The following is a 12,681-nucleotide window of genomic DNA, read 5'->3' on the forward strand; positions in this document are numbered from 1 at the left end:
GCCAGGCCTCGTACCGGAGCAGGGGGGACCACTCATGGGTACCGAACACAGCCCGAAGGGCAGCGCGGACACCGCCGGCAAGGCGGACGCCACCGACAAGGCGGACAGCGCGGAGAGCGGCAGCGCCACCACCACCGCTCCCACCCTCATCGGTTCCGTACAGCGGGCGTTGCGGCTCGTGGAAGCGATGTACGCGGAGGGCGGGGCGACCGCCAAGCGGCTCGCCCGGCTCACCGGAATCCCGTTGCCCACCGTGTACCACCTGCTGCGCACCCTCAGCCACGAGGGCTACGTACAGCGCGAGGGCGGATCCTTCCGGCTCTCGGACGATCTGCCGCTCGCCTCGTGACGGCGGGCCGCGCGCGGGGAGTTCGGGGCGCGTGTTCGAAGTTAATGATCAAAATGTGTGGGGTTCCGGCCAAGCTGTCACGTGCCATCGCGCATGTTCCAGCGGAAAATGCCAGAACGCCCTTCCACAGTGTGGAACTTGAGTAAGTTCCCTTCTGTCGCGCCGTAGCCCGTGCACCACGCACGGTCCGGCCGGGAGGGGAGCCCGCGTGCCCGGGATCGACGAATGCCTGCTCGAAGCCATGGCCCTGCCTGGTGCCAGGGGGGCCGCGCTGGTCGACTGGAGCAGCGGACTGGCCCTCGGCACCGCCGGGGAGTCACCGGTGGGGGACCACGAGACCACCGCTGCCGAGACCGCCGAGCTGGCCCGGGCGGCCGCCGAGTACGAGTCCTTCGCCCCGGACGGGACCGAGGCGCCGGACGGCGCCGGTCCGCCCGTGGAGGACCTGATCGTCACCACCCGGACCGGCTACCACGTGCTCCGCTTCGTCGAGACCAGCTTCGACAGCAGCGTGTTCCTGCACCTGTGGCTCGACCGGACCGACGGGAACCTCGCCCTGGCCCGGCACAGACTCCGGGCCCTGGCCGAGGAGCTGGTGCTGAAATGAGCGCCGTCGCCACGGTGGCCGTCTCCCCGCTGCTCACCCGGCTCGCCGCCGAGCGGGCGACCGGCGCCCTGTTCCGCGAGCGCGGCACGCTCTTCCTGGAGGACGGCCGCGTGGTGCACGCGGAGAGCCCGGCCACCCCCGGACTCGAGGTCCTGCTCACCACCGGCGGCGGCCTCACCCACGAGCGCTGGACCGAAGCCGTGAACGAGGCCGGCGCCCGCCGGCAAGTCGCCCGGTTCCTCGTCGACAGCGGTGGGCTCGCCGGCGGCGAGCTGGAGATATGCCACCTCGCCGCGATCTTCGACGCCGCCTTCTTCGCCCTCTCCCCGGGCAGCGGCCCCTCCCGCTTCCGGCGCGGGGCCACCCACTGGATCGGCTCCGTCCGTTCCGTTCCGGCCGCCGCCGTCGAGCGGGAGACCTGCCGCCGCCGGGAACTCCTCGACGCGGTCTGGCCCTATCCGCTGCTGGACACCTCCCCGGTCGTGCCCCGGGCCGCCGCCCCCGGGCAGACAGTCACCGCCCGCCAGCGGATCCTGCTCGACCTGGCCGACGGGGTGCGGACACCGGCGGACCTCGCCTGGGTGCTGGGCCGGCCGGCCTTTCACACCCTGCTCGACGTACGACGCCTCGCGGCGGCCGGGCTGGTCGAGACCCCGCACGCGCCGGCACCCGCCGCCGCGGCGGAGGCGCCGCTGCCCGACTGGATGACGCAGGCGCAGTCCCCGGACGTGGCGCTGCTGCGCCGGTTACGCGACGCACTGGAGGCAAGCCTGTGAGGCTCCCGCTGCGACCCGCCCAGCGCGGCGACCGTTCCGAGCGGCGGCAGTCCGAAAGGAGAAGGTCCGACATGAGTACGGTGCCCGCCGAAGCCGAGGCCGAGATACTCGCCGAGCTCCGCCGGCTGAGGGCCCGGGTCCCGCAGCTGGGCGGCGCCCTCGCCGCGAGCGTCGACGGCCTGGTCCTGGCCCACGACAGTGCCGCCGCCGAGGCGGAATCCGTCGCGGCGCTGACCGCCGCGGCCCTCGGAGTGGCCCAGCGCCTCAGCGACTGTACGGGGCAGGGCGGGTTCCGCGAGCTGCTCGTGCGCGGGGAGGGCGGCTACGTCGCCACCTACGCGGCGGGCGATGCGGCGGTGCTGACCCTGATCGCGGAGCCGCGCGTCAACGTCGGCCGGCTCCACCTGGAGGCCCGCCGTTCCAGCCTGCGCATAGCGGAGCTGATCGACCAGAGCCTCGGCCGCCGCGGCCCGGGCTCCTGATCCCGTCGACCACGTACACCCGTACCGACCGAACGTACCGACCGAGAACGTCCAGGACACCGAAGAGAAAAGGGAACAGCCATGGCCAATGTGGAGACATCGCTCAAGGAAGCCACCACCAGCATCGAAGGCGTGCTCGGCGTCGCCCTGGTCGACTGCAGCAGCGGTATGGCCCTCGGCACCATCGGCGGCGGAAAGGACCTCGACCTCACGGTCGCCGCGGCCGGCAACACCGACGTGGTGCGGGCCAAGCTCCGCACGATGGAGATGCTCGGTCTGAAGGACGAGATCGAGGACATCCTCATCACCCTCGGAAGCCAGTACCACCTGATCCGGCTCCTGAAGGGCCGGGGCTCCGCGGGGCTCTTCCTCTACCTCGCGCTCGACAAGACGCGGGCCAATCTCGCGATGGCACGGCACCAGCTGAAGAAGATCGAGGCGGAGCTGGAAGTCTGACCCGATGACGGCGAGGTGGCGGGCGGCTGAACTCACGGCCGCCCGCCCCGCGGCTTCTCACTTATGCCCGAGATGACCGAATTCTTATCATCTCGTTACAGCGTAGGATGCTGTAATCGGCTGATCATCAAAGTGTTATTGAGCTGGAGAACCCCCACCCCATGCCTCCGCGCCTGAGCATCGTCGTGCCCGTCTACAACGTCGAGCTCTACCTCGACGAGTGCCTGGAGTCCCTCGCGGCACAGACCTTCGGTGACTTCGAAGTCGTGCTCCTCGACGACGGCTCCACCGACGGCAGCGCGGCACTGGCTCAGGCCTTCGCGGACCGGGACGACCGCTTCCGGCTGGTCCTCCAGAAGAACGCCGGACTCGGCGCGGCCCGCAACGCGGGCACCCGGCACATCAGCCCCGACAGCGAGTTCCTGGCCTTCGTCGACAGTGACGACACCCTGCCGCCGAACGCCTACCAGCGCATGATCGACGCCCTCGACAAGACCGGCTCCGACTTCGCGGCCGGCAACGTCAAGCGCTTCCGCTCCGTCGGCATGCAGCAGGCCTGGGGACACAGGGTCCCCTTCGCCTCGACCCGGCTGAAGACCCACGTCTCGAAGTTCCCGGCGCTGGTCACCGACCGCACCGCGTGGAACAAGGTCTACCGGCGCAGCTTCTGGGACGAGCACGCCTTCCAGTACCCGGAAGGCATCCTCTACGAGGACGCCCCCGTCTCCATCCCCGCGCACTACCTCGCCAAGAGCGTCGACGTCATCGGCGAGTGCGTCTACCACTGGCGCGTCCGCGAAGCGGGCGAGCGCTCCATCACCCAGCGGACCACCGACCCGGTCTCGGTCATCGACCGGGTCACCTCCATCCGGCTGGTCCGCGAGGCCCTCCAGCGCAAGCAGGACGCCGCGCACGCCCGCCACCTGCGCGACTACGACCGCAACCTGCTGACCGAGGAACTCCAGCTCATCTACAAGTTCGTTCCCGAAGGCGGCGCGGATTTCCGTGCCGCCTTCGCCAAGGAAGTCGGCGCCCTCATCCGGGAGATGGGCTCCGGAACCTGGTCCGACCTGCCGGTCGGGGACCGGCTCAAGGCCTACCTCGCGGAACAGGGCCGGGTCGAGGAGTTCGTGGCCCTCATACGCCACCAGCGCGCGTTCCACCACAGCCTGCCGGTCAAGGGGCTGGCCCGCCCCCAGGCCGACTACCCCTTCCTCAAGGCGCCGGTTCCCGCGAAGGTCCTCGCCGTCGGCCCGAGCGAACGACACGTCATCAGCCGCGTCGAGCAGGTCCTCTGGGCCGACGGCAAGCTGCTGCTGCGCGGCTACGCCGTGCCCGGACACCTCGGCGCCGAGAGCCGCCTCGGCTCGCGCAAGATGCTGGTCTTCCGCGAGCAGGGCAAGCGCAAGGCCAAAGGCAAGGGCAAGAACAAGCCCCGCCGGGCCGTGGTCACCACCCGTACCGTCGCCTCCCCCCTGGCCACGGCGAACTCCCCGCACCTCACCCTGCGCCATGCCGACTGGGCCGGATTCAGCGCCGCCATCGACGCCACCGCCTTCCAGACGAACGGCCAGTGGAACGAAGGCGTGTGGACCGGGTCCGTCATCGCCACCGGCGCCGGCGGTCTGCACCGCGAGCGGCTTTCGCACGGCGAACACGACAGCGGACAGAACCCGCCCGTGCACTGGGTCGCCCCGGACGTGCGGATCGTGCCGAGCACCGGCGGTCTCTTCAGCGTCCAGGTCGAGATCGTCCGCGCCCGCGCCCTGGACGTCCGCCTGGACGGTGATGACATCGAGGTATCGGGCGAGCTCGCCGCCGAGGTCGGCGCCGGGGCCTCCCTGCGCGCGCTGCACGTCTCCAGCCGGGCCGTGCTCAACCTCCCGATGGACACCGCTCCCGCCGTCGACGGCGGCCGGATCCCCTTCACCGTACGGCTCCCGCTGGCCGATCTGGCTGCCGTCCCCACCTCCCCGGGCGCCCCCGGCCAGTGGGCCCCGAAGCCGTGGAACCTGACCGTGATCGGCGCCGACGGCGCGGAACACCGCCTGGCACAGGACGAGCGTGCCGGATTCGCCGGACTGGTCGTCCCGCTGCCCGGTGACGAGCCCGGACGGGTCCTCTTCGCCAAGCGCGGCACCACCGGACACCTCATCCTCTCGATCCAGCCCTCCCCGCCGCTGGTCGACACCGTCGAGACCGGGAACGGCACCCTGACGCTCCGGGGCCGGTTCGTCGCACCCCTGGACGAGCCCTACGAGCTGGTCCTGCACAACGCGTCCGGCACCGAGTTCAGCTACCCCGTGACCTGTGACGGGGACACCTTCGAAGCCTCCTTCGAGCCCGTGTTCCCCGAGAACCACGCCGGCCGCGTCCCGCTGCCGCAGGGCCGCTGGTGGCCCACGCTGCGCCCCGTCTCCCAGGGCGGGGCCACGGCGAGCCTGCTCGGCGTCGACCGGGGCGTCCCGCTGCAGTTCGCCCCGACCGCCCTGTACTCCGGACCCCACGCCGTGACGACCCTGGGCCGCCGGATGCGCGTCGAATCGCGCCTCTACGACCGGCTGGTCCTGGTCGCCGACCCGATGCTCAGCCCGCACGACCGCTCGCGCTACGCGCAGCGGGTCGCGCGCGATGTCACGTACCCGGCGCAGCGGGCCCTCCCGCTCAAGGACGTCGTGCTTTACGACGCCTTCCAGGGGCACGGCGCCGGAGACTCGCCCCGCGCCATCCACGAGGAACTCCTGCGGCGAGGAGAGAAGCTCGACCACGTCTGGCTGGTGCGCGACGGCCGCGTCGAGGTCCCGGAGACCGCGCGCGCGGTCCAGTACGACGGCCTCGAATTCTGGGAACTGCTCGCGCGGGCCAAGTACTACGTGGTCAACGACAGCGTGCCGCTCGCCTTCCGGCGCCGCCCCGGCCAGACCGTCGTACAGACCTGGCACGGAACGCCGCTGAAGCAGATCGGCCACGACTTCAACCACGACTACTACACCAGCCCCGCGGTGCTGGAGGCGCTGGAGCACGACAGCGCGCAGTGGTCGCTGCTCGCCTCCCCGGGCTCGTACGCCACGCCGGTCCTGAAGCGGGCGCTCGGCTACGACGGCGAGGTCATCGAGTCGGGCAGCCCGCGCACGGACGCCCTGGTGCGTCCCGACGCGGCGCGGATCGCGGAGGTCCGCCGGCGCCTCGGCCTGCCGGAGGGCAAGAAGGTCGTCCTCTACCTGCCCACGTGGCGGGAGAACCGCGAGGGCTGGACGCTCACCTCCGGCTACAAGCTCGACCAGCGGATCGACCTCGACGCGGCCCGGCGCGAGCTCGGCGAGGACCACGTCCTGCTGATCCGCAGCCACCACAAGGTCACCGAGCAGGTGTGCGAAGGTGCCCGCGACGGGTTCGTCGTCGACGTGTCGCGCTGGCCCGACACGACCGACCTGCTGCTCGTCGCCGACGTGCTGATCTCGGACTACTCCTCCGCGATCTTCGACTTCGCGCACACCGACCGGCCGATCCTGCTCTTCACGTACGACCTGGAGCACTACCGCGACACCCTCCGCGGCTTCAGCTTCGACCTGGAGAAGAAGGCCCCGGGCCCGCTGCTCAGGGATTCGGCGAGCCTGATCGAGGCCGTGCGGAACGCGGACGCGGTGGGCGAGCGGTACGCGCGGGCGCGTGCGGCCTTCCGCGAGGAGTTCTGCGACCTGGACGACGGCCAGGCGGCCCGCCGGATCGTCGATCGCATGCTCGAGAGGTAACCCGCGGGAGTGTTCTCCAGACTGGATACGGACCGGTCCCGGCCCCACCGATGAGTTTCGGGGCCGGGACCGGTCTGTATCTGCGGGCCGGATTCCCCGCCCCCCGCACACTCCGGAGGCAGTCATGGCGAGCAACCCCTTCACCACGTGTCTGTGGTTCGACGGCGCGGCGGAGGCCGCCGCCGACTACTACCTGTCGGTCTTCAAGGACGGCAAGATCGGCCGCGTGGGCCTTTTCCCCGAGCACGGCGGCGGCGTGGCGGGCGAGGTCATGGTCGTGGAGTTCGAGGTCAACGGCCAGAAGTTCGTCGGGCTCAACGGCGGCCCGCAGTTCCCCTTCACCGAGGCCGTCTCCTTCCAGATCAACTGCGCCGACGACGCCGAGGCGGACTACTACTACGAGGCGCTGACCGCCGACGGCGGCCAGGAATCCGCCTGCGGCTGGGTCAAGGACAAGTTCGGGCTGTCCTGGCAGGTCATCCCGGCCGGTGCCATCGACCTGATCTCCGACCCCGACCCGGGGCGGGCCGGCCGGGCGACGGCCGCGATGATGAAGATGAAGAAGCTCGACGTGGCGGAGATGCGACGGGCGGCGGACGCGGGCTGAGCCGGGCCGGCGCGCGGGGCCGACGCCGGCCGGTGGGCCCGCGCCGGCCACCGGGCCCACGCGGCTAGGCCGTCTCTTTGGGATCTTGTCGGCCGAGTCCGTGGCGTCTGGTGCCGTGCCTGGGCGTGCTGTCGGGGCGCTCGCGTGCTGGGTGTACGTGGTCGCCTCGGCAGTGCGGCCAGGCGCGGTGCCGGGCGTCGCGGGCCCGGCAAGATCCGAAAGAGACGGCCTAGAGGCGCGCGCCCTCCGAGGCGATCCGTGCCAGCAGGGCGGGCAGCGCCGTCCCGATGGGTTCGCGGATCACCTCGTCGGCGAGGGAGTCGTACGGGGTCTCCTGCGCGTTCACGATGATCAGGCGGGCCCCGGCCTCCGCGGCCATCCCGGCCAGCGAGGCCGCGGGCTGCACCTGGAGCGTCGAGCCCACGGCCACGAAGACCTGGCACCCCTTGGCGACCGCGACCGCCCGCGCCAGCACCTCGGGGTCCAGCCGCTCCCCGAACATCACGGTCGCCGCCTTCAGGATCCCGCCGCACGCCAGGCAGGCCGGATCCGGTTCCCCGGCGGCGACCCGGGCCAGCGCCTCGTCCATCCCGGTACGGGCACGACAGGCCGTGCACACCACTGCCCGCGCCGTGCCGTGCAGCTCGAACACCTTCCGCGCGGTGGTCCCGGCGAGCTGGTGCAGCCCGTCCACGTTCTGGGTGATCACCCGCAGCGGGATCCCTGCACGCTCCAGATCGGCGACGGCGAGGTGCGCGGCGTTCGGCCGCGCCCCCAGGGCGCCGATCTCGGCGCGCATCAGCCAGGACCGGCGCCGGATCTCCGGATCGGCCATGTAGGGCGCGTAGGTCACGAGCTTCTCGGCGTCGGGCTCCCGCCGCCACAAACCCCGCGGCCCCCGGTAGTCGGGAATTCCCGAATCGGTGGACATCCCGGCCCCACTGAACACTGCGACGAGCGGCTTTCCCATGCGCCGAGCCTAGGGAGCGGGCGTGCGCTTCTCCACAGGGTTTCGCTCAGCCCGACGCGGGCGACCGCACGTCCGTGTCCGTGTCCGTGTCCGCGCCCGTATCCGTATCCGCGCCCGTATCCGTGTCCGCGCCCGCGTCCAGGAGCTCCTGGAGGCGCGGGACCGCGAAGTCCACGAGGGCGGCCACCGGAAGGAGGCGGCAGACCGCGCCGCCCACCGTGGACTCCGCGATGCCCGCATGGCGTTCGAAATCGGCGCCGAGGACCGGGAAGTGGGTGTCGTTGTCGTTGCCCACGTCCGGGGTTTCGACCCAGACCCGCTCTCCGGCCACCTCCATCGGGAACCGCCGCAGCCGCAGCCGGGGCCGGGGCACCAGGGACTCGACGTAGTGCAGGAACGAGTTGCGGTTGTGGCCCACGCCGATCAGCAGGATGTGCGCGCCCAGGTCGTGCAGCCGGCCGAACGGCGAGGTGCGGCCCAGGGCGAAGCCCAGGGACTGCCCGGCCGTCACCTCCGCGGCCCGGGCGCCCACCGCCGCCACCGAAGCCTGCGGATGCCCGCTGCGCACGCTCTCGGGCAGGGACCGCAAGGCCTCCGGTACGGCGCCGAGGGCGCGGGTGACCGGCAGATCCGGCCGGAACAGCGGCACCGCCGCCCGCCGCGCCGCGACCGCGGCGTCGGGCACGCCCACGTGCTCCGGGTCCGGATCGGCCACCTCCCAGGTGAAGGCCGGGACGGCCACCGTCCCCGCCGACCCCACCGCCTCGCGCAGGCTCGCCACCACCGTCCCCGCCCCGCCGTCCACCCGCCCGAGCGCGGACAGCGAGGCGTGCACCATGAGCGCCATGCCCTCGCCGACGCCGGCCGTCCGCCAGCCCGTGACCAGCTCGCCCATCCCGAGCACGTGCACCCTCCCGTTCTCCCGCCGGCTCCGATTCCCGTGGCCCGTACCGCCGACGGTTGCCGGGGCCACGGAAATCAGACCATCCCGGCGGGCGCCCGGGTCATCCGGCCCCCGCCTCCGCACCGGAATCCGTAGGGTGGCCGCATGCCGACCACCGTCCTGTACTGCTCCGATCCGCTGAACGGGCGCCGCGCCGATGCCCACTTCGCCGAGGAGGCCCGCGCCGTGCGCGACGCCGGGGGCGGCATCGGGCTCATCGATCACGACGCCCTGCTCGCCGGGGACGCCGGCCGGGCCGTGGCCGGGGTCCCCGCCGGGGCGGGGGCGCTCTGGTACCGGGGCTGGATGATTCCGGCCGGCCGGTACGCCGACCTCGACGCGGCCCTGCGCGAGCGCGGCGCCGCACTGCGCGTCACCCCGGAGGCGTACCGGCGCGCCCACGAACTCCCCGGCTGGTACGAGGCGTTCGCCGGACTCACCCCGCCCAGCCGCTGGCTGGCGACATCCCCGGGGAAGACCCCGGAACCGGACCGGCTCGCGGACGCCGCCGCGGCCCTCCCCTCGCGCGCCGGCATCGTCAAGGACTACGTCAAGTCCCGCAAACACGAGTGGGCCGAGGCCTGCCACCTCCCCGACCTCACGGACCGGACCGCCGTCCACCGTGTGGTGAACCGGTTCGTGGAACTCCAGGGCGAGGACCTGGCCGGCGGGGTGGTGCTGCGCGCCTTCGAAGAGTTCACGGCGGCCGAGGGCGAGGCCGGCGAGGTACGGGTCTGGTGGCGCGATGGCGAGCCCCGGCTGGTGACCGCCCACCCCGACAGCCCGTACGCCGTCGCCCCGGCGCCGGACCTGACGCCGGTGCGGCCCGCCGTCGCGGAGCTCGGCTGCGCCTTCGTCACCACGGACCTCGCGCTGCGCGCGGACGGCGCGTGGCGGGTCGTGGAGGTGGGCGACGGGCAGGTGAGCGATCTGCACCGGGAGGCCGATCGCACGGCGTTCGCCCGTCTCCTGACGGGCGGTTGAGCCCGGGCGGGACGCGGGCCGGGGCGCGGGCGGATCTGGTACAACATCGGGCATGACGGGACTCGCTGGATTCGAGATCAACGGCGCGAGCGTCGCCGACCTGGCGCTCATCCGGGACTGGGCCGACGAGGAGGGCTGGAATCCCGGGGACTCCGACCGGTTCGCCTTCGCCGTCGCCGATCCGGGCGGATTCCTCGTCGGGCGGCTCCGCGGGAAGCCCGTCGCCTGTATCTCGGCCATCCGGTACGGGGCCGGATTCGGCTTCATCGGCTTCTACATCGCCCGTCCCGAGGTCCGCGGCCAGGGGTACGGGATCCGGCTGTGGAAGGCCGGAATGGAGCGGCTCGACGGACGGCTCGTCGGGCTGGACGGGGTGGTGGAGCAGCAGGACAACTACCGCAAGTCCGGCTTCCGCCCGGCCTGGAACAACGTCCGCCACGAGGGAGTTCCGCAGGCGGCCGGGCAGCCCGGGGCGGGAAGCGAGGAGGCCGCGCCCGGGGTGCGGATCGTGGACGCCGCCACCCTGCCCTTCGGGCAACTCGCCGCGTACGACCGGATGTTCTTCCCCGCGCCGCGCGACGCCTTCCTCGCGGCCTGGGTCGGACTGCCCGGCCGCACCGCCCTCGCCGCCGTCCGGGACGGCCGGATCGAGGGACTCGGCGTCGTCCGGCCGGGCAGCGGCGCCTCCCGGATCGGCCCGCTCTACGCGTCCGGCCCGGCCGTCGCCGCCGCCCTGCTGCTCCGGCTCGCGGAGCGGACGCCCGACGGCACGGTGGCCGTGGACGTGCCGGACGCCCATCCGCGAGCCGCCGCCCTGCTGGGCGGACTGGGCCTGACCCCGACGTTCGAAACCGCCCGGATGTACACGGGCCCGGAGCCGGACCTCGACCTGACCGGCCTGTACGGGGTCACGAGTCTGGAACTGGGCTGATCCCGAAGCGGGGCCGGTCCCGGGAGCCGGCCCGAGCTCAGAAGGCGAAGAGCGTGCCGGTGCTGTTCCACAGGGCGCACGGGTTCGCGTAGGTGTAGGAGTAGGTCATCCGGCGGCCCTGCCACACGCCGTCGGCGGTGACGGTCACCGGGCTCCACTCCCGGGTACACGCCGCGTCGGGGCGCGGCTCGGCCAGCGCGTCCAGTTCGGGTGCGTTGGCCCGTAACTCGGCGCACGCCGCGTCCGGGGCCGGATGGGTTCCGCCGGGCCGGGGCGCGCAGACCAGGGTGACCGCGCGCAGCACCGTACCGCTCGCCGCGTCGTCGCCGTCGGTGACGCTCAGGACGAGCGCGGACGGGGCGTACAGGCTTTCGCCGCCGGTGGGGGCGGCTCCGGCGATGCCGGAGCCCGTCAGGGCGGTGAGGGCGGTGAGCCCCATGGCGGCGGACGACAGTCCCAGGGTCCTGGTGACGGATCGCATGTCGAACACTCCTCGCGTCGTTGCGTCGGATAACGGACGCGAGTCTTGCCCATGCGGAACCGGAACGCCCGTTCGCACCTCTACTTCTCGTCACGCACCGCGCACGCATGACCGCAGACCGCAGTGGCCCCGAGTGGCTGACCTGTGGGGGAGCGCCCCGCGGATTCGGCCCGAACCCGACCGGATCAGCTCGCGGCGAGGCGGGGGGCGTACAGGTCCATGAGGCGGGTCCGGGTCTGGTGCAGCCGCAGGGCGAGGACCCGCCCGACCCAGTGGCCGAGGGCGGACCCGAAGGCCGGGTCGGCGTCCATGAGCATCCGTACGGTGGTGGCGTCGAACTCGTACGCGCGCACCGGCGTCATGGCCTCGGCGCCCAGCTGCCACACGTACGGCGGGAAGAGCCACGACCACCCGACCAGTTCTCCGGGGCCCAGGCTCTCGATCGGGGTGGGCCGGCGGCCCGGTACCGGGATCTCCAGGGTCACGGTGCCGGAGCGCACGATCCAGAAGGAATCCGCCCGGGTGCCCTCGTCGAAGATCCGCGCGCCCTCGGCGAAATTGACGTCGCGGGCATGGGACATCAGCCGCCCGCGATGCTCGGTCGACAGGACGGCAGCGATCCGGATGGGGGAAGGTGTGCTCACGACGGCCTCCGATCGGGACCCCCCGCTCACCCCAGTGTCGCCGACGGCGGACCGAATCCGGGGCGTCCGTCTCCGGGGAATTGTCCGATTTTCGGCGAGGTAAACCCCGGGGGCCGGAACGGCGGCCCCGGCTACTCCTCGGCGCCCGCCTCCAGGCAGGCCAGCTCCATGGCGTCGAGGACGGCCTCGTGGGTGCGCCCGCTCAGCTCGCAGACGTGTCCGATCTGTGCCGTCGCCCAGGCCGCCAGGGTCATGACCAGCACGCGGAGCCCGTCGGTGCCGTGCTCGGCGAGGATCTCGTCGGCGGCGTCCATCGCCCTTTCGGGCACCTGTTCCGGTGGTTCGAGCCCGGCCAGGCCGCGGAGCAGGGTCAGGGTGCGGCGGGAGATCTCGGGGGTCATCCTCGCCAGTCGCGTGTCTTCTTCGTCGTTCATCCCGCTCATCCCGCTCCGCCCCTCCGGTTCCGCGCCCGGTTCCGCGCCCGCGCCCGCGTACGTCCCCGGGCGTGCGCTCCTGCCCGAGCCTGTGCCGTCCCCCAGGGCACCGTAGAGGGGCGCAGGCCCGGGCGGGGCGGCAATCGGGAGAACGGGCCCCGGCGTCCCGGGTTCCGGACGGGCGGATCCGGGCCCTGGGCGCGTGATCGGCGCGATTCGGCATCCGATGCGTCAAGTGCGGTGAACGCGAGCGGGATTCCCCCTA

At 72.6% G+C, this 12,681-nt stretch carries 14 protein-coding genes; 9 read left to right on the plus strand and 5 right to left on the minus strand.

The window, feature by feature from the left end:
• Positions 1-34 precede the first annotated feature (34 nt).
• From OG730_RS36980 to OG730_RS37010, 7 genes are all read left to right on the plus strand, one after another.
• Positions 35-349, plus strand: coding sequence for a helix-turn-helix domain-containing protein (locus OG730_RS36980; protein WP_327308356.1), 315 nt, complete (start codon positions 35-37; stop codon positions 347-349).
• Between the two features lie 208 nt (positions 350-557).
• On the plus strand, positions 558-956 hold the full coding sequence (locus OG730_RS36985; RefSeq protein WP_327308357.1) for a hypothetical protein: 399 nt from the start codon (positions 558-560) through the stop codon (positions 954-956).
• On the plus strand, positions 953-1,732 hold the full coding sequence (locus tag OG730_RS36990; protein ID WP_327308358.1) for a transcriptional regulator: 780 nt from the start codon (positions 953-955) through the stop codon (positions 1,730-1,732). The genes OG730_RS36985 and OG730_RS36990 overlap by 4 nt, the downstream gene beginning before the upstream one ends.
• A gap of 71 nt (positions 1,733-1,803) precedes the next feature.
• The gene (locus OG730_RS36995; RefSeq protein ID WP_327308359.1) at positions 1,804-2,214 is read left to right on the plus strand and encodes a roadblock/LC7 domain-containing protein; all 411 of its coding nucleotides are present in this window, start codon (positions 1,804-1,806) and stop codon (positions 2,212-2,214) included.
• A gap of 81 nt (positions 2,215-2,295) precedes the next feature.
• The gene (locus OG730_RS37000; protein WP_327308360.1) at positions 2,296-2,670 is read left to right on the plus strand and encodes a hypothetical protein; all 375 of its coding nucleotides are present in this window, start codon (positions 2,296-2,298) and stop codon (positions 2,668-2,670) included.
• Between the two features lie 161 nt (positions 2,671-2,831).
• Positions 2,832-6,422 carry a bifunctional glycosyltransferase/CDP-glycerol:glycerophosphate glycerophosphotransferase gene (locus tag OG730_RS37005; RefSeq protein ID WP_327308361.1) on the plus strand — a complete coding sequence of 1,197 codons (3,591 nt, stop codon included), beginning with the start codon at positions 2,832-2,834 and terminating at the stop codon, positions 6,420-6,422.
• Positions 6,423-6,546: 124 nt separating this feature from the next.
• Positions 6,547-7,029 carry a VOC family protein gene (locus OG730_RS37010; RefSeq protein WP_327308362.1) on the plus strand — a complete coding sequence of 161 codons (483 nt, stop codon included), beginning with the start codon at positions 6,547-6,549 and terminating at the stop codon, positions 7,027-7,029.
• Positions 7,030-7,258: 229 nt separating this feature from the next.
• Here OG730_RS37010 and OG730_RS37015 read toward each other — a convergent pair whose 3' ends face one another.
• Both OG730_RS37015 and OG730_RS37020 read right to left on the minus strand, forming a co-directional pair.
• Positions 7,259-7,999, minus strand: coding sequence for an SIR2 family NAD-dependent protein deacylase (locus tag OG730_RS37015; protein ID WP_327308363.1), 741 nt, complete (start codon positions 7,997-7,999; stop codon positions 7,259-7,261).
• A 46-nt stretch (positions 8,000-8,045) separates the two neighbouring features.
• On the minus strand, positions 8,046-8,909 hold the full coding sequence (locus tag OG730_RS37020) for an AAC(3) family N-acetyltransferase (RefSeq protein ID WP_327308364.1): 864 nt from the start codon (positions 8,907-8,909) through the stop codon (positions 8,046-8,048).
• Positions 8,910-9,047: 138 nt separating this feature from the next.
• On the opposite strand from OG730_RS37020, the gene OG730_RS37025 reads away from it, so the two are divergent.
• Together OG730_RS37025 and OG730_RS37030 are read left to right on the plus strand one after the other, a co-directional pair.
• Positions 9,048-9,926 (plus strand): ATP-grasp domain-containing protein, encoded by an 879-nt coding sequence (locus tag OG730_RS37025; RefSeq protein ID WP_327308365.1) that lies wholly within the window; start codon positions 9,048-9,050, stop codon positions 9,924-9,926.
• 52 nt (positions 9,927-9,978) lie between these two features.
• Positions 9,979-10,857 carry a GNAT family N-acetyltransferase gene (locus OG730_RS37030; protein WP_327308366.1) on the plus strand — a complete coding sequence of 293 codons (879 nt, stop codon included), beginning with the start codon at positions 9,979-9,981 and terminating at the stop codon, positions 10,855-10,857.
• 37 nt (positions 10,858-10,894) lie between these two features.
• Here the strand turns inward: OG730_RS37030 and OG730_RS37035 are convergent, their stop codons facing one another.
• The 3 genes from OG730_RS37035 to OG730_RS37045 form a co-directional block, all read right to left on the minus strand.
• Positions 10,895-11,338 carry a subtilase-type protease inhibitor gene (locus OG730_RS37035; RefSeq protein ID WP_327308367.1) on the minus strand — a complete coding sequence of 148 codons (444 nt, stop codon included), beginning with the start codon at positions 11,336-11,338 and terminating at the stop codon, positions 10,895-10,897.
• Positions 11,339-11,523: 185 nt separating this feature from the next.
• Positions 11,524-11,982 carry a Crp/Fnr family transcriptional regulator gene (locus tag OG730_RS37040; protein WP_327308368.1) on the minus strand — a complete coding sequence of 153 codons (459 nt, stop codon included), beginning with the start codon at positions 11,980-11,982 and terminating at the stop codon, positions 11,524-11,526.
• Between the two features lie 131 nt (positions 11,983-12,113).
• Complete coding sequence (locus tag OG730_RS37045) at positions 12,114-12,416, minus strand: hypothetical protein (RefSeq protein WP_327308369.1); 303 nt, start codon at positions 12,414-12,416, stop codon at positions 12,114-12,116.
• Between the last annotated feature and the right edge of the window lie 265 nt (positions 12,417-12,681).

This window comes from Streptomyces sp. NBC_01298 (genome assembly GCF_035978755.1).
GTDB lineage: Bacteria > Actinomycetota > Actinomycetes > Streptomycetales > Streptomycetaceae > Streptomyces.